General features: G+C 69.3%; 14 protein-coding genes. 9 read left to right on the plus strand and 5 right to left on the minus strand.

Annotated features, from left to right (window positions below; all coding sequences use genetic code 11):
• Window positions 1–2 precede the first annotated feature (2 nt).
• Genes KVY00_RS14325 through KVY00_RS14340 form a run of 4 tightly spaced genes read left to right on the plus strand, consistent with a single transcriptional unit; the run spans window position 3 to window position 6,654 of the window.
• On the plus strand, window positions 3–1,391 hold the full coding sequence (locus tag KVY00_RS14325; RefSeq protein ID WP_223043541.1) for a transaminase: 1,389 nt from the start codon (window positions 3–5) through the stop codon (window positions 1,389–1,391).
• Between the two features lie 6 nt (window positions 1,392–1,397).
• Window positions 1,398–3,500 carry a hydantoinase/oxoprolinase family protein gene (locus KVY00_RS14330; protein WP_223043542.1) on the plus strand — a complete coding sequence of 701 codons (2,103 nt, stop codon included), beginning with the start codon at window positions 1,398–1,400 and terminating at the stop codon, window positions 3,498–3,500.
• A complete protein-coding gene (locus KVY00_RS14335; RefSeq protein ID WP_223043543.1) occupies window positions 3,497–5,299 on the plus strand; it encodes a hydantoinase B/oxoprolinase family protein in 1,803 nt (600 codons plus the stop codon). Before KVY00_RS14330 ends, KVY00_RS14335 begins: the two co-directional genes overlap by 4 nt.
• A complete protein-coding gene (locus tag KVY00_RS14340; RefSeq protein WP_223043544.1) occupies window positions 5,296–6,654 on the plus strand; it encodes an aminotransferase class III-fold pyridoxal phosphate-dependent enzyme in 1,359 nt (452 codons plus the stop codon). Before KVY00_RS14335 ends, KVY00_RS14340 begins: the two co-directional genes overlap by 4 nt.
• A 76-nt stretch (window positions 6,655–6,730) precedes the next feature.
• On the opposite strand, the gene KVY00_RS14345 is transcribed toward KVY00_RS14340, so the two are convergent.
• Window positions 6,731–7,450, minus strand: a complete 720-nt coding sequence (locus tag KVY00_RS14345; RefSeq protein ID WP_223043545.1) for an IclR family transcriptional regulator — start codon at window positions 7,448–7,450, stop codon at window positions 6,731–6,733.
• Window positions 7,451–7,590: 140 nt separating this feature from the next.
• Here KVY00_RS14345 and KVY00_RS14350 point away from each other — a divergent pair, with 140 nt between their 5' ends.
• The 4 genes from KVY00_RS14350 to KVY00_RS14365 are packed head-to-tail and all read left to right on the plus strand — an operon-like array spanning window position 7,591 to window position 12,432.
• On the plus strand, window positions 7,591–9,492 hold the full coding sequence (locus KVY00_RS14350) for an FAD-dependent monooxygenase (protein ID WP_223043546.1): 1,902 nt from the start codon (window positions 7,591–7,593) through the stop codon (window positions 9,490–9,492).
• A gap of 48 nt (window positions 9,493–9,540) precedes the next feature.
• On the plus strand, window positions 9,541–10,626 hold the full coding sequence (locus KVY00_RS14355; protein WP_223043547.1) for an S-(hydroxymethyl)mycothiol dehydrogenase: 1,086 nt from the start codon (window positions 9,541–9,543) through the stop codon (window positions 10,624–10,626).
• On the plus strand, window positions 10,623–11,282 hold the full coding sequence (locus tag KVY00_RS14360) for an MBL fold metallo-hydrolase (RefSeq protein WP_223043548.1): 660 nt from the start codon (window positions 10,623–10,625) through the stop codon (window positions 11,280–11,282). The genes KVY00_RS14355 and KVY00_RS14360 overlap by 4 nt, the downstream gene beginning before the upstream one ends.
• 10 nt (window positions 11,283–11,292) lie before the next feature.
• Entirely contained in the window at window positions 11,293–12,432 is a 1,140-nt protein-coding gene (locus tag KVY00_RS14365; RefSeq protein ID WP_223043549.1) for an FAD-dependent oxidoreductase, read from the plus strand.
• 199 nt (window positions 12,433–12,631) lie between these two features.
• Here KVY00_RS14365 and KVY00_RS14370 read toward each other — a convergent pair whose 3' ends face one another.
• Window positions 12,632–13,987: an NAD-dependent succinate-semialdehyde dehydrogenase gene (locus KVY00_RS14370; RefSeq protein WP_223043550.1), complete on the minus strand. Its 1,356-nt coding sequence runs from the start codon at window positions 13,985–13,987 to the stop codon at window positions 12,632–12,634.
• Between the two features lie 245 nt (window positions 13,988–14,232).
• Between KVY00_RS14370 and KVY00_RS14375 the strand changes: the two genes are divergently transcribed.
• On the plus strand, window positions 14,233–15,753 hold the full coding sequence (locus KVY00_RS14375; protein WP_223043551.1) for an APC family permease: 1,521 nt from the start codon (window positions 14,233–14,235) through the stop codon (window positions 15,751–15,753).
• Between the two features lie 89 nt (window positions 15,754–15,842).
• On the opposite strand, the gene KVY00_RS14380 is transcribed toward KVY00_RS14375, so the two are convergent.
• The 3 genes from KVY00_RS14380 to KVY00_RS14390 form a co-directional block, all read right to left on the minus strand.
• On the minus strand, window positions 15,843–16,844 hold the full coding sequence (locus tag KVY00_RS14380) for a DUF4349 domain-containing protein (RefSeq protein ID WP_223043552.1): 1,002 nt from the start codon (window positions 16,842–16,844) through the stop codon (window positions 15,843–15,845).
• A 103-nt stretch (window positions 16,845–16,947) separates the two neighbouring features.
• Window positions 16,948–18,183 carry an MFS transporter gene (locus KVY00_RS14385; RefSeq protein WP_223043553.1) on the minus strand — a complete coding sequence of 412 codons (1,236 nt, stop codon included), beginning with the start codon at window positions 18,181–18,183 and terminating at the stop codon, window positions 16,948–16,950.
• Window positions 18,184–18,442: 259 nt separating this feature from the next.
• On the minus strand, window positions 18,443–20,065 hold the full coding sequence (locus KVY00_RS14390; protein ID WP_255572662.1) for a DEAD/DEAH box helicase: 1,623 nt from the start codon (window positions 20,063–20,065) through the stop codon (window positions 18,443–18,445).
• Window positions 20,066–20,287 lie beyond the last annotated feature (222 nt).

A 20,287-nucleotide genomic window follows, 5' to 3' on the forward strand; every position in this document is an offset into this window, starting at 1 on the left:
CCGTGCACACCTGGAACACCGCGGAGGCTCGGCAGCGGGCCGAGGAACGCACCGATGCGCTGCGCGAGCGGTTCATCGAGAGGAGACCGGCTTCGCAGCGGGCCTCGATCGAGCAGCGGGAGCATCTGCCCTATGGCACTGCCATGCACTGGTTCTCGCAGTGGCCCGTGCCCTTCCCGATCTACCTGCGGTCCGCCGACGGCAACAGGGTGGTCGATATCGACGGCAACGAGTATCTCGACTTCTGCCTGGGCGACAGCGCCGCCCTGTTCGGTCACGGTCTGCCCCAGGTCGCCGAGCGCGTCGCGCATCGCTTGCGCTCCGGAGCGCAGGCGATGCTCCCCACGGAGGAGGCCGGTGAGGTAGCGGCGGAGCTCAGCCGCCGGTTCGGCCTGCCCAAGTGGCAGTTCGCGCTATCGGCCACCGACGCGAACCGTGCCGCGATCCGTATCGCCCGCGCCATGACGGGACGCAGCCGCGTGCTCGTCTTCGACGGCAAATACCATGGGGCGATCGACGAGCTGCACGTGGTGCTCGACGCCCGCGGAGAGACCAGACCGCTGCCCGGGGTGCACGACCTCGGCACCGACTTCGAACGCACGACGGTGATCATCCCCTTCAACGACGTCGAGGCGCTGCGTGCTGAGCTCGCGCGCGATGACATCGCCGCGGTGCTCACCGAGCCCGCGCTGAGCAACGGCGCGCTCATGCTTCCCGAACCGGGATTCCACGACGAACTGCGTCGACTCACGCGGGAGCACGGCACGCTGCTCATCCTCGACGAGACCCAGACGATCGTGGCGGGCCTCCGGGGCATGACCGGCGAATGGGGCCTCGAACCCGATGTCCTCACGCTCGGCAAGAGCTTCGGGGGCGGCGTCCCGGTCGGTCTCTGGGGCATGACGGAGAATGTCGCAGCGGGGATGCAGGCGTACGTGCTCTCGGGAGGGGCGCACGCCAACCACGCCGGGTTCGGAGGTACCCTCGCGGGGAATGCTCTCGCCGTCGCAGCCGTGCACGCGGTGCTGCAGACCGCGTCGACCGAGGAAGCGTACGCTCGCTCGATCGCAGCCGCCTCGAAGATCGAGCTGGGCATGCGGGAGATCTTCTCGCGGCTCGGTGCGCCCTGGTCGGTCAGCCGCGCGGGGCTCCGTGTCTGGGTGGTCTTCTCGGAGAGGATGCCGGTCTCGGCAGCGCAGTACCGACCGACCGTCGATCCGGTCATCTCCGACTACCTCCATCTCTCGCTCGTCGAGCAGGGGATCCTGCTCGGGCCCTTCACCAACGGCATTCTCGCCGCGCCGCAGACCACGGACGAAGACGTCGTCCGGCTGCTCACCGCGTACGAGACCGCTGTGTCCCACCTCCTCGACTGCTCTGAAAGGGGCTGATGCAGCGTGACACGCAGCTATCGCATCGCCATCGATACCGGCGGCACCTTCACCGATCTCGTGCTCGACGACGGGTCCGGGCAGTTGCGACCGTTCAAGGCCCGCACGACGCCCGACGATCCCACCGTGGGGATCCTCGCCTCGCTCATGCGGGCCGCGCAGGGACTCGGGCTCGAGCTCACCGAACTGCTCGAGCGCACCGAGATGCTCATACACGGCACCACGCGCGCCCTCAACGCGGTGACGACGGGAGACGCGCTCGCTCGAACGGCGTATCTCACCACGGCCGGCCATCCGGATATCCTGCTCTACGGCGAGGGCGGCCGCACCGACCTCTTCGATTACTCGCAGCCGGGGCGTCGGGCGTTCATTCCCCGCAGTCTCACGTTCGAGGTGCCCGAGCGCATCGGCGCGAGCGGCGAGATCGTGACTCCGCTCGACGAGACGGCCGTGCGCCGAATCGCGTCCCAGCTGCGCGAAGACCGGGTCGAAGCGGTCGGCATCTGCCTGCTCTGGTCTCCGATCAACGACGCACATGAGCGTCGCGTCGAGGAGATCCTCGTCGAGGAACTCGGAGATATCCCGATCACGCTCTCGAGTCGGTTGAATCCCACGCTGCGCGAGTACAGGCGAGCGGCTTCGACCGTCATAGACGCCTCTCTGAAACCGCTCATGACGCGTTACTTGGACGCGCTCCGGGACGCGCTCGGAGAGCGCGGCTTCGCCGGTCGGCTGCTCGTGGTCACCTCGGCGGGCGGGTTCCAGGATGCGCACGTGATCGCGAAGTCCCCGATCCTCAGCATCAAATCCGGGCCGTCGATGGCTCCCAACGCCGGAGCCTTCTTCGCGGCGCTCGAGGACCTCTCCGACCGCTGCCTCATCGTCACGGACACCGGCGGCACGACCTACGATGTGAGCGTCATCGTCGACGGACGCGTTCCGACCACTCGGGAGACGTGGCTGGGCCGCAAATACATCAGCGATCTCACCGGCTTCAACTCGGTCGATATCCGAAGCGTCGGGGCCGGGGGCGGATCGATCGCCTGGGTCGACTCCGGCGGGGTGCTCAGAGTGGGGCCGCACAGCGCCGGCGCGCAGCCGGGTCCCGTCGCCTACGGGGCGGGTGGCACGGAGCCGACGCTCTCGGACGCCTGCCTCGTGCTCGGCTATCTCGATCCCGAGACCTTCCTCGGGGGAGCGATGGAACTCGATGTTCCCCGCGCAGCCGAGGCGATCCGGGAGAAGATCGCCGAACCGCTGGGAGTGTCCGTCGATGTCGCCGCCGAGGCGATCCACCGCCTCGCGACCGAGCGCATGGTCGAGGGAGTCGAGGAGATCACGCTCAGCCAGGGCATCGACACCGGAGACGCCGTGCTCGTCGCAGGGGGTGGTGCCGGCGGGCTCAACGCGGTCTCGATCGCGTCGAGGCTCGGGGTCTCCGAGGTCCTGCTGCCGAACGCGGCGAGCGTGATGAGCGCGTTCGGCGCCCTCGGCAGCGATCTCAGCGACGAATTCGAGGTGCCGTGGCCGGGGTCCTCGGCTTCGCTCGACCTCGAACGCGCGACGGAGGTGCTGCGAGAGCTGCGGGCCCAGGCCCAGGGGTTCCTCGACGGGCCGGGCGCGGATCGTATCGGCGAGCGCCTCGAGTACATCATCGAAGCCCGGTACCCGAATCAGATCTGGGATCTGGAACTGCCGATCACGGTCTCGGGCGACGAACCTCGGCTCACCGCCGAGGACCTGGAGCGGATCGTCGATGGTTTCCACGCGCTGCATCTGCGTACCTTCGCCGTGCAGGACGAGCGCTCGCCGATCGAGATCATCACCTGGAAGCTGCGCGCCAGCGCCCGCATCCACGATCAGAGGCTGGTGCGCATGCTGCAGCCCGTCGACGGTGAGGCGCTACCGTCTCGGAGCGCCTACTTCCGACGCACGGGCCGCGTCGATGCGCCCGTGCGCTCACTGGCCGCGATGAGACCGGGGGAGCGGATCGAGGGGCCGGCCCTGATCGAACTCGACATGAACACGGTGGTCGTCGATGCGGGAGCGAGTGCCTGGCGCACCGAGGACGGCAGCCTGCGGATCAATCTGGAGGGGATCAACGCATGAGTACCCACGACAACACCCGGCTCGGGGGCGAAGCGCGCGGGATCGCGCTCGCGGTGCTGACGAGCCGTTTCGACGCGATCGTGCGTCGTATGGTGAACACGCTCTATCGCACCGGCCGATCCGGCGTCATCAACACCGCGAACGATTTCTCATGCGGCATCGTGACGGGGAACGATGAACTCCTCACCTCGGTCGAGAGCCTGCCGATCCACGTGATGAGCGGCCCCGACCTCATGGCGAAATCGCTGCGCGAGTTCCATGACGACTTCGCCGCCGGTGATGCCTTCCTGCATAACAGCCCGTATCACGGCAATTCGCACGCAGCGGACTACACGATGCTGGTGCCCGTCGTCGACCGCGACGGAGTGCACCGCTTCACGGTGTTCGCGAAGGCGCATCAGGCCGACTGCGGCAACAGCGTTCCGACGACCTACGTCTCCAGCGCCCTCGACGTGTACAACGAGGGGGCGCTGATCTTCCCGGGCGTGCAGGTGCAGCGCGACTACGAGCACATCGATGACATCGTGCGCATGTGCCGCATGCGCCTGCGCGTGCCCGAGCAGTGGTGGGGCGACTACCTCGCGCTCCTCGGCTCCGCCCGGGTGGGGGAGCAGCAGCTGCTGGCGCTCGGCGAGGAGCTCGGGTGGGACGCGCTCGAAGCCTACGTGACGGAGTGGTTCGATTATTCTGAACGCCGGATGGTGGCGTCCCTCCGGGACCTGCCGGCGGGCTCCGTGACGCAGACGAGCGTCTTCGACCCGACACCCGCCGCCCCCGAGGGCATTCCGATCTCGGCGACCGTGCACGTCGATCCCGTGGCCGCTCGAGTGAGCATCGACCTGCGCGACAACCCCGACTGCGTGCCATCGGGTCTCAACCTCACCGAGGCCACCTCCCGCACCGCGGCGATGATCGGAGTGTTCAACTCGGTCTCCTCCGATGTGCCGATCAACGCCGGCAGCTTCCGGCGCGTGGAAGTGCTGCTGCGCGAGAACTGCGTCGTCGGAGTCCCGCGGCATCCCGTCTCGTGCTCGCTCGCGACGACCGGGGTCGCGGAGCGGCTCGCGAACGCCGTGCAAGCGGGGCTCGCGGCTCTCGGGGACGGCATCGGCATGGCCGAGGCCGGGTACGTCATGCCTCCGGCCGACGCCGTGATCTCGGGGGTAGACCCGAGGACGGGCGACCCGTTCATCAACCAGGTGTTCTTCGCCTCCTCGGGGGGCGGTGCCGCGCCGAACCAGGACGGCTTCCTCTGCCTCGGCCACGTCGGAGCCGCGGGCGTCGTGCGACGCGAGGGGGTCGAGATGGCCGAGATGCGTTTTCCGTTCCGGATCGAGACGCAGCGAGTGCTCACCGACAGCGAAGGCGCCGGCGAGTACCGAGGCGCGCCCGGCAACCTCGTCGAGTACACGCCCGTCGGCGGCGAACTGCGTGTCATCTACAGTGCGGGCGGCTACCTCAACCCGGCGAAGGGTGTGCGCGGCGGCGGCGACGGAGGACGATCCTCCGCCGGGCTGCGCGGAGCCGACGGAGTGGAGCTGGAACTCCCGGCAGACGGCGACGTGCTGCTCAAACCCGGGGAGACGATCATCTCCCGCGCCTGCGGGGGCGGCGGCTACGGTGCACCGTTCGACCGCGACCCCGAGGCGGTGCTGCGCGACGTGCTCGATGCGCTGGTCTCGCGCGAGCGGGCCGCCGAGGTGTACGGAGTGGCCGTCACCGACGACGGGGTTCTGGACCGCGACGCGACCGCGGCGCTGCGCTCGGTCGGCGTCGGGAATGCCGGGGCCTCCCGATGACCAGCCGGACGGGGACGGGACAACCCGCTGCCGGGCGGGTCGTCGAATTGCTCGAGCGGGAGCGCGAGCTCTTCCGACGCAACCACCCGGGCAGTGAGCGGGTCCACCGGGAAGCGCGGCATCTGCTCGGCGGCGTGCCGTTCCACTGGATCCGCGCGTACGCCGTGCCGTTCCCCATCGCGGTAGTGCAGGCCGACGGCGCGCATCTCGTCGATGTCGACGGGAACGCGTATCATGACTTCGGTCTCTCCGGCACAGCCGCGATGGGCGGGCATCATGGATCGCTGCTGCGGGAGATCATGACCGAGCAGGTGCCGGGCCCGGGCGTCGTGACCGGCTGGACGACGGAGGACGCCGGCCCGGTCGGAGCGCTGCTCGCGGAGCGCTACGCGCTGCCGGTCTGGGAGCTCGCCCTGTCGGCGACCGAGGCGAATCGGGCCGCGATCCGTCTTGCCCGCGCGATCACGGATCGCCCGTTCATCATCGCTTTCGGCGGCGCCTACCACGGCTCGCTCGAGGAACTGCACGCCACGGCTCCCGGCAGCGCTCCGGGCGCCGGTGACTCGGTGCGAGTGCTGCGTTTCAACGACCCGGAAGGACTCGCGCGAGCGCTCGCGGACCGGCAGGTCGCAGCGGTCATCATGGAACCCGCGCTGACGAACGGCGGCGGCGTCGCTCTGCCGGATCCCGAGTTCGTCGCCGCGCTCGGCTCGCTCACCCGCGAGCACGGCACTCTGCTCATCGTCGACGAGACCCAGTCGGGGGCGGCGGGGTACCGAGGCGCCGGGTACGAGTTCGGTCTGGATCCCGACTTCATCACCCTCGGCAAATCACTCGCGGCCGGGCTTCCGATCGGTGCGGTCGGCATGCGGCAGTCGCACGCGGACGCCGCAGCGCGGGTGCTCGAAGCTTTCCCGGGAGGCCCCTGGTCGCTGTCGGGGTACGGTGCGACGGTCACGGCCGGACCGCTCACGCTTCGGGCGGCCCGCCGATACCTCACCGAGGTCATGACCCCTGATGTCTACGACCGCATGAACCAGCTCGCTCAGGAGCTCTCGGTGCGTTTATCGCAGGTGCTGGCGCGCCTGGAACTGCCCTGGCGGGTGAGCACCCTCGGGGCGATCATCGGTCTCTCGTTCCGGGAGGAGCCCGTGCGAGACGGCGAAGACGCTCGGGCTCCCGATCCTGTTCCCGGCCTGCGAGACTACCTGTTCATCTCGCTGCTCAACCGGGGTGTACTCGTCGGCAACCTCGGAGGCTACGTCGTCGTGAGCCCCACGAACACCGAGCGTGACATCGATGCGATCGTGCATGCGTTCGAGGAGGCGACGAGTCTTCTGCGGGTCGACGAGTGAGCTTCGGTGCAGCAGTGAGGCTCGGAGGCGAGCAGTGCGACGCGCCGAGACCGAGCACCTCCTTGCGGAAAACGGCTCAGCGGTAGCTCTGCGCGATCCGTGCGGCCGCGTTCTGCAGCGCCGCGACCGCGGCGTCGAGCGGTTCGGGCATGCGGAAGTGCACGATCGCGACCGCGGCCGGGGGCTCGCCCACCAGGCGGAGCGGCACGGCGAGACCGGTGACGCCGTCGATCACCTCGTCGTTGCTCGCGGCGTAGCCGTCTCGCTTCGCCCGTTCCGCGGCCTCGCTGAAGACGGGGGAGCCGAGGCGGGCCTCGCGCTCGGCTGCCGTGAGCGACGACTCGATCGCGTGCCCCGGGGCGCCGAGATGCACGGGGTGGCGCACGCCGGGGTTGCGGGAGATCGTCGCGGCGACGTTGGAGGGTTCGACCGTCACGAGGGTCACGACCTCGTCGGCGTCGAGCAAGGTGAGGAACGCGGTCATGCCGAGTTCGTAGGCGAGCTCGGTCACCACGGGCATCGCAGCGGTGTGGAGCGCGGGGGCCACGCCGTGCGAGAGCACGGTGAGCTTCGGGCCGAGGCGGATGCGGCCCGCGTCGTCTCGGGCGACGAAGCGGCGCTGTTCGAGGGTGCGGAGGATGCGGTACGCGTTGGAGCGGTGGATCCCCAGGCCCTCGGCGAGCTCGTTGATCGTGAGGGGCGTCTCGGCCTCGGCCAGCAGCTCGAGCGCCTGAAGTCCTCGGGAAAGGGTCTGCGAGCCCGCAGCCGCAGGTCCCTTCGCGGGCGAATTTTCCATGGGGCATATTCTTCCGTAGGAATTGTTTGCGCGCGGTGTTGTGCGATCGCGCGCCGCGGTTTATTCTTACTGTGCGATATTCAAACTTGATGTTCAAATATCGAACATCGTGAGCATGGCCCGCTCAGTGAGGAGAAACAGTGCAGTTCCACCACCACGGATACGTCTCGACCGATCCCCGTGTCCAGCCGGCAGCAGGGGTCGGCCTCGACCGACCCGAGGAGCTCCCGGCCGAGATCGACGTGCTGATCGTGGGATCCGGCCCCGCCGGCATCACGGCGGCGGCGCAGCTCGCCCAGTTCCCCAATGTCGTCACCCGCACGATCGAGCGCCGCGACGGCCGTCTCGTCCTCGGACAGGCCGACGGCATCCAGGCGCGCAGCGTCGAGACCTTCCAGGCCTTCGGATTCGCCGAGGAGATCATCAAGGAGGCCTACCGCATCACCGAGACGGCCTTCTGGAACCCCGATCCCGAGAACCCCGAGAACATCGTGCGCACGGGCTTCACCCCCGACGATCCGCAGGGCATCAGCGAGTTCCCCCACCTCATCGTCAACCAGGCCCGCGTCATCGACTACTTCGCCGAGTACGCCCGCCGCGCCCCCGCTCGCGGAGACGTCGACTACGGCTACGAGTTCGTCGGGCTCGAGGTCGGCGAGGGCGAGTACCCCGTCGAGGTGACGCTGCGCCGGGTCTCCGGCTACAGCGGGGCCGGCATCAACACCGTCGACTCCAAGATCTCGACCGGCGAAGAGTTCACCGTGCGCGCGAAGTACGTGATCGGCGCCGACGGCGCGCGGTCGAACGTGCGCCGCTCCATCGGCGGATCCCTGCAGGGCAGCGCCTCGCTGCACGCCTGGGGGGTCATGGACGTGCTGCCGCGCACCGACTTCCCCGACATCCGCAAGAAGTGCATCATCAACTCCGAGGCCGGCTCGATCCTGCACATCCCGCGCGAGGGCAACCACCTCTGCCGCATCTACGTCGATCTCGGCGAGACCGACGAGAACGACGGCGGCAAGGTGCGCAACACCCCGCTCGAAGACGTCATCGCGCAGGCGAACGCGATCCTGCACCCCTACACCCTCGAGGTGCGCGACGTGCCCTGGCACAGCGTCTACGAGGTCGCTCACCGCCTCACCGACCGCTTCGACGACGCCGCGACCTCGCCCGACGGCAAGGGGCGCGTGTTCCTGATGGGCGACGCCTGCCACACGCACAGCGCCAAGGCGGGCCAGGGCATGAACGTCTCGATGCAGGACGGCTGGAACCTCGGCTGGAAGCTCGGCTACGTGCTCGAGGGCCGCAGCCCCGACTCGCTGCTGAAGACCTACTCCGACGAGCGGCAGGTCGCCGCGAAGAACCTCATCGACTTCGACCTCGAGTGGTCGACGCTGATGGCGAAGAAGCCCGAGGAGTTCGACTCGCCGTCGCAGCTGCGCGACTTCTACGTGCAGACTGCCGAGTTCCCCGCCGGCTTCATGACCGAGTACGAGCAGTCGATGCTGACGGGGGGCAAGGAGCACCAGGCGCTCGCCGCCGGCTTCCCGATCGGCAAGCGATTCAAGTCGGTCATGACCACTCGCGTCGCCGACGCCGTCGACATCCACATCGGCCACCACCACCGCTCGGACGGGCGGTTCCGCGTCTACGCGTTCGCCGACGCCTCGGGCGAGCGGCTCGCGCGCTGGGCCGAGTGGCTGCGCACCGCCGACGAGTCGCCCATCAAGCGGTTCACGCCCGAGGGCGCCGACATCGACGCGATCTTCGACGTGAAGGCGATCATGCAGCAGGAGCACCACGACGTCGACATCATGGCGCTCGACGAGCTCTTCCGTCCGCTCTCGGGTCCGTTCCAGCTGGTCGACTACGAGAAGATCTACGCCGCGAAGCCCGGCGATGACATCTTCGACCAGCGCGAGGTCGACCGCGACGGCGCCGTGGTCGTGGTGCGCCCCGACCAGTACGTCTCGGCGATCCTGCCCCTCGACGCCCCCGAGCAGCTCGGCACGTACTTCGAGTCGCTGCTGCTCGAGCAGTAGACGGATAGGCTCGAAGGGAGTACATCGAAGTCCACGAAGGGAATGCACATGGTCTACCGGGTTCAAGGCGTCGTGGTGCGCGAGAAGAACGCTCCTGCGACGATCGAGACGATCATCGTCCCCGAGCCGGGGCCGGGCGAGGTCGTGGTCGACGTGCTCACCTGCGGCGTGTGCCACACCGACTACCACTACCAGCAGGGCGGTATCGGCGACGAGTTCCCGTACCTGCTCGGGCACGAGTCGACGGCGCGGGTCGCGGTGGTCGGCGAGGGCGTGACCGAGGTCGCGGTGGGGGATCGGGTGATCCTGAACTGGCGGGCCGTGTGCGGACAGTGCCGCGCGTGCGCGAAGGGGCAGCCGCAGTACTGCTTCGCGACGCACAACGCGGCGCAGAAGATGACGCTCGAGGACGGCACGGAGCTGTCGGCGGCGCTCGGGATCGGCTCGTTCGCCGAGAAGACGCTCGTGGCCGCCGGCCAGTGCACGAAGATCGACGAGGAGTCCGACGCGGCGGCGGTCGGATTGCTGGGCTGCGGCATCATGGCCGGGATCGGCGCGGCCATCAACACCGGTGAGATCAAGCGCGGCGAGTCGGTCGCGGTGATCGGCTGCGGCGGCGTCGGCACTGCGGCGATCGCCGGCGCGCAGCTCGCGGGGGCGACGACGATCGTCGCGGTCGACATCGACGACGCGAAGCTCGAGCAGGCGAAGCGCTTCGGTGCGACGCACACCGTGAACTCGCGGACGACCGACCCGGTCGAGGCGATCCAGAACCTCACGGGCGGGTTCGGAGCCGACGTGGTGATCGACGCGGTAGGCCGCCCCGAGACGTACCGTCAGGCGTTCTACGCCCGCGATCTCGCGGGCCGCGTGGTGCTCGTGGGGGTGCCGACGCCCGAGATGACCCTCGAACTGCCGCTGCTCGACGTGTTCGGGCGGGGCGGATCGCTGAAGTCGTCGTGGTACGGCGACTGCCTGCCGAGCCGCGACTTCCAGATGCTCATCGACCAGTACAAGCTGGGGCGCCTCGACCTCGAGGGCTTCGTCACGGAGCGCATCGGGCTCGGCGACGTCGAGGAGGCGTTCGGCAAGATGGCCGCAGGCAACGTGCTGCGCTCGGTGGTCGTGCTGTGAGCAGGGTCGAGACCGTCGCGACCGGGGCTGCGGGCGCCCGGATCGAGCGCCTGGTCACGAGCGGCACCTTCTCGCTCGACGGCGGCACCTGGGATGTCGACAACAACGTGTGGATCGTGGGCGACGACGCCGAGGCGATCGTGATCGATCCGGCGCACGATGCCGCCGCGGTCGCCGCCGCGGTGGGGGATCGCCGGGTGCACGTGATCCTGCTCACCCACGGGCACGACGACCACATCCGTGCTGCGCGGGAGGCGGCGGATCTGCTGGGTGCGCCGCTGTGTCTGAACCCCGCGGACCGGATGCTCTGGGACGCGGTCTACGACGACGCACCCGACCGCGAGATCCTGAACGGCGACACGTTCAAGGTGGCCGGGGAGCGGCTGTACGCTCGTTACACGCCGGGCCACTCGCCCGGCTCCACCTGCTTCGTCTCGCCGACGCTCGGCGCCGTCTTCACCGGCGACACACTGTTCCAGGGCGGACCGGGTGCGACCGGTCGTTCGTACAGCGACTTCCCGACGATCATCGATTCGATCCGCCGCGAGCTGCTCACGCTCCCCGAGGAGACCGCGGTGTACACCGGCCACGGCGACAGCACCACGATCGGGGCCGAGAAGCCGCACCTCGACGAGTGGATCGCACGCGGGCACTGAACGGAGCTGCATGACCGAGAAGGATCGGCCGTTCGAGCGCATCGTCGTCGGCGGCGGTGCGATGGGCTTGGCGACCGCGTGGCAGCTCGCGCAGCGCGGCGTGCGGGTCGTGATGCTCGAGCGATTCGAGCCCGGGCATACCCGCGGTGCGTCCCATGGAGCCACGCGCAACATGAACAACGCCTACGCCGAGGCGCACTATCTCGACCTCTACGACGACTCGCTGCGGCTCTACCGCGAGCTCGAGCGGCGGTCCGGGCGCGAACTGCTGGCGCTGCGGGGCCTGGTGACCCACGGTGACGAGCGCAAGGTGCTGAGCGCGTACGAGGCGCTGCGCGCACGCGGAGCAGCCGCCGAGATGGTGAGCGCCGCGACGGCCCGCGAGCGGTGGCCCGGCCTGCGCTTCGACACGGACGCGCTCGTGAACCGGGAGGCCGGGCGCATCGACGCGGCCGCCACCCTCGAGACGCTCGATGCGCTCGCGCGGAGCGCGGGCGCCGAACTGCTCTACGGCCATCGGGTGCTCGGGATCGAGCCCGGATCCCCGGGCGTGGTGGTGCACGCCGAGGCCGCCGACGGCGAGCGGATCGAGTTCTCGGCCGATGGCGCGGTCGTCGCGGCCGGGGCCTGGACCGAGTCTCTGCTGGGAGACCTCGTGGAGCTGCCGCGGCTCACCGTCACCGAGGAGCACCCTGCGCACTTCGCGATCAAGCCCGGCTTCGAGGGCGCCGACTGGCCGTCCTTCAACCACTTCCTCCACGCGTCCGGCCCGCAGGGCAACCGCGGCAACGTCTACGGCATGCTCACGCCGGGCGAGGGGGTGAAGGTCGGTTTTCATGCGACGGGGGAGCGGATCGACCCCGACGCACGCCCCTTCCGCGCCACCGACGAGGCGCGCAGCCGACTGCGCGAGCACGTGTCGGAGTGGTTTCCCGGCCTCGATCCCGATTCCGCCCAGGAGATCAGCTGCACCTACACGTCGACCGAGAGCGAGCGCTTCGTGCTCGACCGCAGCGGCGCGCTCACCGTGGGCGCGGGCTTCTCGGGCCAGGGCTTCAAGTTCGTGCCAGCCATCGGCCGGGTGCTGGCCGACGCGACGATGGGCGACGCGCTGCCGCCCGCGGCTTTTCGCATCGCCGCGCACGGGTGAGGCGCCGCCGCGCCCCCAACTTCGGATCTCGCCCCTCCTTCGGACGGTTTCCCGCGATTCCATCCGAATAACGGGCGAGCTCCGAAGTTCGGACGGCGGTTCCTTCGGCAGGCTCGGGGATCTCCCCAAACGCGAGCGGCCCCGGGGACCGTGAGATCCCCGGGGCCGCCGTCTGTGCGAAGCTGATGTCGCCGCGAGCCTACTTCGCCGCGAAGCGGAAGAGCTTCTTGTTGGCGAACTCGAGCATGCCGACCTTGCCGAGCTCGCGTCCGTAGCCCGACTTCTTCACGCCGCCGAAGGGCACGTCAGCGCCCTCGAGGCCGGCGGCGCCGATGAACACCATGCCCACGTCGAGCTGGTTGCCGACCTGCTCCGCGCGCTCGAGATCGTCGCAGATCACGACGGAACCGAGGCCGTAGGGCGAGGAGTTGGCGAGCTCGATCGCCTCCTCGTCGCTCGACACCTTGTAGAGCTGCGCGACCGGGCCGAAGAGCTCCTGGCTGTAGACGTCCATCGAGGGCGTGATGCCCGACAGCACGGTCGGCTTGTAGAGGTTGCCCTCGGGGTTGTTGTCTCCCACGAGCACCTCGGCACCCTGGTCGATCGCACCCTGCACCTGCGTGGTGAGGGTCTTGGTGGCCTGAGCCGACGACAGCGGGCCGAAGTCGTCGCCGTAGCTCTGCCCGCCGATCGCCGCGACGAACTTCTCCTTGAACTCGTCGAAGTACTTGTCCATGACCACGATGCGCTTGGAGCCGTTGCAGGCCTGACCGGTGTTCTCCATGCGACCGCCCACGGCGTGCTCGACCGCGTGGTCGAGATCGTCGGTGTCGAGCACCAGGAACACGTCCGAGCCGCCCAGCTCGAGCACGCACTTCTTCAGTGCGCGGCCGGCCTGCTCGGCGACGATCGCGCCCGCGCGCTCCGAGCCGGTCAGCGAGACGCCCTGGATGCGGTCGTCGGCGATGATGCCCTCGATCTGCTCGTGCGTCGCGAACACGTTCACGTAGGCGCCCTCGGGGAAGCCCGCGTCGCGGAAGAGCTTCTCGAGCGCGAGAGCGGACTCGGGGCACTGCGCGGCGTGCTTCAGGATGATGGTGTTGCCGAGGATCAGGTTCGGCACCGCGAAGCGGGCGACCTGGTAGTACGGGTAGTTCCACGGCATGATGCCGAGGATCACGCCGGTGCCCTGGAAGCGGAGGAAGGTCTTCAGGCCGTCCTCGACCTCGAGCTCCTCATCGGCCAGCCACTTCTCGGCGTTGTCGGCGAATGCCGCGGTGATGGCGCCGGAGAACTCCGCCTCGCCGACGGACTGGTCGAGCGGCTTGCCCATCTCGCGATTGATGATCGCGCCCAGCTCGTCCTTACGCTCCTCGAAGAGCTCGGCAGCGCGCTTCGCCAGCGCGGCTCGCTCGGCGACCGTGGTCTTCCGAGCCCATTCCTTGTAGGCCTTCTGAGCCGAAGCCAGGCCGGCCTCGATCTCTTCGGCCGTCGCGTCGGGGTACTCGGCGACGGTCTCGCCCGTGGCCGGATTGATTACGGCGAAGGTGCCCATAGATGACTCACTCCTTAGTGACGTTCGTCGGGTGTCGGACACTGCCAAGTCTGGCACACCTCGGTGCCCAGCACTAGCGCGGGCACCGACGTTTTCGCGTTGCTCAATCGAAGTTGAGGTATCGATCTCGATAGTGCATGGGTCTGAAAGCTGCGGAATCAGCGTAATAGACTGATGTTCGCAACGGGGCCGCCGGATCCAGCCCGATCATTCCACGACGGGATCCGATGAAGCAGAGTGAGCGCATGGAGAAACACACACTGGACAACGCCACCGACACCGGGCACATACACGTCGGAAAGGGGCTCAACGAGGGCGCGCTCGGCGTGGTCGGATCGACCGTCATCGGGCTGGCGTCGACCGCGCCGCTCTACTCGCTCGCGGCGACGCTCGGGTACGTGATCCTCGCCGTCGGCGCCCAGGCTCCGCTCGTCTTCATCATCGCCTGCGTTCCGATGATCTTCGCGGCCTTCGCCTATCAGGAGCTCAACCGCGAGATGCCCGACTGCGGCACGACCTTCGTGTGGGGCACGAAGGGCTTCGGCCCCGTGGTCGGTTGGATCGGCGGCTGGGCGGTCGCGGTCTCGGCGATCATGGTCCTGGCGAACGTGGGCGAGATCACCGGCAAGTACTTCTGGCTGCTGCTCGGCAACCAGGAGTTCGCCGACAACCGGGTGATCGTGGTCGCGACCTCGGTCGTGTTCATGGCGATCATGACGTTCGTGAGCACGATCGGCGTGCAGATGGGCGAGCGACTGCAGATGGTGCTCATGACCATCCAGATCGTTGCGATGGTGCTCTTCGGAGTGCTCGCCCTGTGGCACGCGCTCGACGGCAGCAACCCGGGATCCATCGCCTTCGACTGGCAGTGGTTCAACCCGGCCGAGCTCACCTCCTGTTCGGGGTTTATCGAGGCGGTGCTGCTCGCGCTCTTCATCTACTGGGGCTGGGACACCTGTCTGGCGCTCAACGAGGAGACGAAGAACCCCCGGAAGACCCCTGGCCGCGCCGCGCTCTCGAGCATCGTGGTGCTCATCGTGCTCTACGTCGGCATCTCGGTTGCGGTGATGATGTTCGCGGGCTTCGGCGACACCGGCTACGGCCTCACCAACCCGGAGAGCCTCGACGACGTGTTCTCGGTGCTGGGCGGTGCCCTCTTCGGCCCGTGGGGCTGGTTCCTGATCCTCGGCGTGATGCTCTCGGCGGCATCGTCGACGCAGACGACGATCCTGCCCACCGCCCGCGGCACGCTCTCGATGGCGGTCTATCGGGCGCTGCCCGCGAAGTTCGCCGAGCTGCACCCCAAGTTCAAGACGCCGTGGTTCTCGACCACGCTCATGGGCGCCGCCGCGATCATCTACTACGTCGGCATGTCGATCCTCTCCGAGGACATGCTCGCCGACTCGCTCACCTCGATGGGCCTCGCGGTCGCCCTCTACTACGCGATCACCTCGTTCGCGTGCGTCTGGTACTTCCGCGGCACACTACGCGACAGCGCACGCAACCTCTGGATGCGCGGGATCCTGCCCGGTCTCGGCGGGCTGATGCTCACCTACGCCTTCGTGCAGTCGGCGATCGACATGTGGAGCACCGACTACAGCGAGACGGTGCTGCTTGGGGTCGGCGGCGCGTTCGTGATCGGGATCGGCGCGATCCTGCTGGGCTTCGTGCTCATGGGCATCTGGTGGCTGCGACCGAACGCGAAGCCGTTCTTCCGCGGCGAGAGCCTGAACCGCGACACTCCGGTGCTCGTGCCCGACGAGTGACGGTGCTCGCCCCGCTCGTGACCTTCGTCATGATGCCCGCACCCGATCGCGTTCGATCCGTCGCCGGGGCGAAGTCGCGGCCCGGGTGCCTACGGCTCGCTGCTCGACGCTGCGGAGGCCGGGGGATGATCCGTTCGCTGGTCCGGGCCTGAGGCCGTCCGCGCGGCCGGTGCGGGCGCTGCGGCTGCGGGCGCTGCGGGTGCGGTATCGGCCTTGCGGCTCCGGCGGCGGTGCGCCGCCCGCACGATGAGCAGCACCGCGACCGCGAGCACGGCGGCGACGGCCAGCCAGGGGAGCAGGATACCGGCGAGCACGAGTGCTCCGGCACCCGCGGTGCCGAGCGAGCCGATGCCTGCGAGCAGCCCCTCCCAGAAGTTCGACGGGCCGCCGCCGGGCAGGGCGGACCTGGTCCGGAGAGAGACGTCGATCGTGGCCTCGGAGACCTGTCCCTCGAGCGACTTCAACTGCGCGCGCAGCCCGTCCAGATCCTGCTGGCGCTGCGACAGCGCGGCCTCGGCCTCGAGCAGCTCGCTCGTGGTCGCCGCCCCCGCCATCAGCTCGGTGAGGCGCTCCACCGAGCTCTCGAGGGCCGCGACGCGGGCGCGCAGGTCTACGTGCTCGGTCGTGACGTCGAGCTCGGAGCGGCTCTGCGACAGCACCGTGCCCACCTCGGAGAGCGCGTCGAAGGTCTCGTCGATGCGATCCTCGGGCACCCGCAGGGTGACGTCGGCGCCGGCAGCGACCTCCCCGCTCGCGCGATACACGTTCGACGACTGCACGCTGCCGCCCTGCTGCTCCGCGACCTCGGCGACCCGTTCCGCGGCGTCGGCCGGGTCGTCCACCTCGAGCGCGAGGTCGCCGGTGCGGATCACCGAGCGCTCGGCCCGGCTCTCCGGGGTGTCGTCGACGGAGGGCGCCGCCATGTCCCCGGCCTCACCGCCGGAGACCCCCGGATCGGCTTCGGAGCGCGCGGACGGCTCGCCCCGCATCGTATCGGATCCGCCGCTCGTGCCGGAGAGTGCCGAGCAGGCGCTCAGTGGGATCATGATCAGGGCGGCGAGTGCCAGGGCGAGGGGGAGACGTCGCTTCATGTGGACACCCTACGACGGGGAGGCCGAGGCGGGGCGGCGAGAGTGCTGCGCCTTCCCTGTGTGCGACCGAACCGTTACCGAGACCGCGGCGCGCCGCGACCTTCTAGTTGAGCGGGATCGAGAGCGTGCCGGTCTCGGGAGGCGGCTCGATGGTGCGGCCCTTGAGATCCGGAATCCAGCGGACCGAGGCGAGCGAGATCAGCGCCGCGGTCAGCAGCATCAGCGCCGCCACCAGGATCGCGCCGCGGGCGTTCATCACGTCGATCGCCACACCGCCGAGCGCGGAGCCCATCGCGACGCCCACCAGCTGGCCCATGCCGACCCAGCCGTACGCCTCGGCCGTCTCGGAGAACTTCACGGTCGACGCGACGATGTTCGACAGCGCCGCGAACGCGGGCGCCGTGCCGAGGCCGCCGAGGAAGAGCACGATGCTCAGCCACCAGATGTTCAGGCTCACCATCGCGGCGAGCATGCCGGCCAGCACGATGCCGATGCGGAGCGCGAGCGACCAGGGGCGCATCTCGCGGTGTCCCATGAGCAGGCCGCCGACGAGCGACCCGCCGGCGAAGAGCGCGAGCACGATGCCCGATTCGATGCTGCCGTGGCCCCCGGATCCGTCGTGCCCGTCACCGGCGAAGGCCGCGACGACGCCCGCCTCGACCGCCGACATGGATGCGACGAAGAAGAGGCCGACCACGGTCGAGATGACCACGGTCGGATAACGCAGCACGGCACCGAAGCGGTGCTTCGAGGGCTTCAGTTTCACGGACCCGACGGCCGGGCTCATGATGAACCAGGCGCCGCCGAGCAGCATGAAACCGGCTGCGACGCAGAGGCCGGCCGTCGTCCCGAACTGCGAGGAGACGAACACCGCCACGACCGGGCCGAGCACCCAGATGATCTCCTGTGCCGACGCGTCGAGCGAGAACAGGGCGGACAGCTGCTTGCTGGGCACCAGCTTCGGGTACAGCGTGCGCACGGCCGGGGTGACCGGAGGCGTGGTCACGCCGATGAGGAAGGCGATACCCGCCACGGTCGCGAGCGGCAGGTGCACGAACGCGATCGTCACCAGCAGCGCCGTGCAGATGAGCGAGGTCGACGCCAGTACGGGGCGCATGCCGAAGCGGCCCATGATGCGTCCGCTGAGCGGGCCCGAGATGGCCTGCCCGATGCTCTGCGCCGCCAGGACGATGCCCGCCGACGTGAAGTCGCCGAAGGCCAACTGGATGTGCAGCAGCAGAATGATCGAGAGCATTCCGAACGGGAACCGGGCGAGCAGCTGCGAAACCAGTACGCGGACGACCCCCGGTTGTTGCGCCAATGCCCCGTAAATACCCATCAGATCAGTATATGGCGGGTATCCGTTTCATGCAGTGCTATCGACGACGAAATCAGGGGTGAACAGTGCGTGTCGGTGCCGATACCGTGACCGGGAGGGAGTGGGATCTCATGGGATCCCGCCGCTCCAATCGAAATCGGGGTCGCTCGCGGCGCTTCTGCGTGGTGAGAAGCGCCGCAAGCGACCCCGAATTACAGGCGGGCCCGTCCGGGCGGCCGAGGGGTGCCGTCTGGCCGCCCGACCCGGGTGGAGCTGCGAGCTACATCGCGGAGCTGGTCGAGTAGATCGCCCCGCCCTGAGCGCGGCGCCCGCTGCGGCGCTGCCCGCGCGGGGCGTCGCCGCCCTGCGACTGCGACCCCTGCGACTGGCCGCCCTGGCCGCGGCCGCCCTGCTGGGTCGAACGGCCCCGCCCGCCGCCCTGCTGGGAGCCGCCCTGCTGAGCGCCGCCGCGATCGGTGCGCTGGCGCTGGCCGCCCTGGCCGTTCCGGGACTGGGGCTGGCCCGAGCGCTCCTGGCCGCCCGACGCCGACCCCTGCCCGCCGCTACGCCCGCGGCCGCCGCGCGAGCGCTTGCGCTTCGCATTGGCGCCCGTCGACTTGCCCTCGCCGGCGGGGGCGTGCCCGGCGGCGCGCTGCTGCGCGGCCTGGGCCTCGGCGCGCTTGCGCTCGGTCTCGCGCGGGTCGACGCGCGGCGCGACCTCGCCGATGAGCGAGAGGACCTCGGGATCGACGTTCCGAGCCATGGGGTCCACCTGCTTGGGGGTGACCCGGATCTTCGCGGCGCGCATGATCTGCTTCATCTCGCCGCGCTGCTCGGGCAGCACGAGGGTGACGACGTCGCCCTCGTTGCCGGCGCGAGCGGTGCGGCCGGAGCGGTGCAGGTACGCCTTGTGCTCGACGGGCGGATCGACGTGCACCACCAGATCGACGCCGTCGACGTGCACTCCGCGGGCGGCGACGTCGGTCGCGACGAGCACCTTCGCGTCGCCCGAAACGAACTCGGCCAGGTTGCGGTCGCGGGCGTTCTGCGACAGGTTGCCCTGCAGCTCGACCGCGGGGATGCCGGCGGCCGTGAGCTGCTTCGCGAGCTTCTTGGCCTGGTGCTTCATGCGGGTGAAGAAGATGCGCCGCGCGGTGCCGCTCGCGAGCGCCTCGATGAGCGCGTCCTTCTGCGCCTTGCCCGCCACCTCGAAGACGTGGTGGGTGAGCTGGGGTACGGGGCTCTCGGCGCTGTCGACGGAGTGCAGGATCGGGTCGTGCAGGTACTTCTTGACGATGTTGTCGACCCCGTTGTCGAGGGTCGCGCTGAAGAGCAGGCGCTGGCCGACCTTCGGGGTCTTGTTGAGGATGCGCGTGACGACGGGCAGGAAGCCCATGTCGGCCATGTGATCGGCCTCGTCGAGCACGGTGATCTCGACGCCGTCGAGGTGCACGAGGCCCTGCTTCATGAGGTCGTCGAGGCGGCCCGGAGCCGCCACGACGATGTCGACGCCTGCCTCGAGCGCGGCCTCCTGGCGGCGCTGGGGGATGCCGCCGAAGATGGTGGTCACCTTGACGCCGACCGGGTCGGCGAGCATCTTGACGGTCTCGGCGATCTGGGTGACGAGCTCGCGGGTCGGTGCGAGCACGATGCCGCGGGGGCGGCTGGGTCGGCGCTTCGCGGCCGCATCGGCGGCGAGGTTCGCGACGAGCGGGATGCCGAAGGCGATCGTCTTGCCCGAGCCGGTGCGGCCGCGGCCGAGCACGTCGCGGCCGGCGAGCGTGTCGGGCAGCGTGTCGCGCTGGATCGGGAACGGGGAGGTCTTGCCGTTCTTGTCGAGCGCGTGCGCAATGGGCGCGGGAACGCCGAGCGATTCGAACGTGGGTGCAGTGGTGTCGGTCACGTGGACCTTTCTTTCTGTGCAGCGGGCGACAGGGGCGCCCGGGCCGGGCATCACCGGATGCCGGCGGGCCGGAGGCCGTGCGTCGCTGCTGGATCGGCGAGTGCGCGGGATCGCGCATCCGTTCGCCGCGGAGAGTCGCGGTGCCGTGGCACCGGTGCGGATCGCCGGGCTGCGAGAGTCGAGCCGGGGATCACGCTTGAAAATCAGCGACGATGGGGTCGA

Origin of the sequence: Leucobacter tenebrionis, from assembly GCF_019884725.1 — a bacterium.
GTDB lineage: Bacteria > Actinomycetota > Actinomycetes > Actinomycetales > Microbacteriaceae > Leucobacter > Leucobacter tenebrionis.

Excerpts from the sequence above, each read along its gene's own strand:
- KVY00_RS14335 (WP_223043543.1), top strand. The coding sequence starts at position 3,497 with ATGAGTACCCACGACAACACCCGGCTCGGGGGCGAAGCGCGCGGGATC.
- KVY00_RS14340 (WP_223043544.1), top strand. The coding sequence starts at position 5,296 with ATGACCAGCCGGACGGGGACGGGACAACCCGCTGCCGGGCGGGTCGTC.
- KVY00_RS14345 (WP_223043545.1), bottom strand. The coding sequence starts at position 7,450 with ATGGAAAATTCGCCCGCGAAGGGACCTGCGGCTGCGGGCTCGCAGACC.
- KVY00_RS14355 (WP_223043547.1), top strand. The coding sequence starts at position 9,541 with ATGGTCTACCGGGTTCAAGGCGTCGTGGTGCGCGAGAAGAACGCTCCT.
- KVY00_RS14365 (WP_223043549.1), top strand. The coding sequence starts at position 11,293 with ATGACCGAGAAGGATCGGCCGTTCGAGCGCATCGTCGTCGGCGGCGGT.
- KVY00_RS14370 (WP_223043550.1), bottom strand. The coding sequence starts at position 13,987 with ATGGGCACCTTCGCCGTAATCAATCCGGCCACGGGCGAGACCGTCGCC.
- KVY00_RS14375 (WP_223043551.1), top strand. The coding sequence starts at position 14,233 with ATGGAGAAACACACACTGGACAACGCCACCGACACCGGGCACATACAC.
- KVY00_RS14380 (WP_223043552.1), bottom strand. The coding sequence starts at position 16,844 with ATGAAGCGACGTCTCCCCCTCGCCCTGGCACTCGCCGCCCTGATCATG.
- KVY00_RS14385 (WP_223043553.1), bottom strand. The coding sequence starts at position 18,183 with ATGGGTATTTACGGGGCATTGGCGCAACAACCGGGGGTCGTCCGCGTA.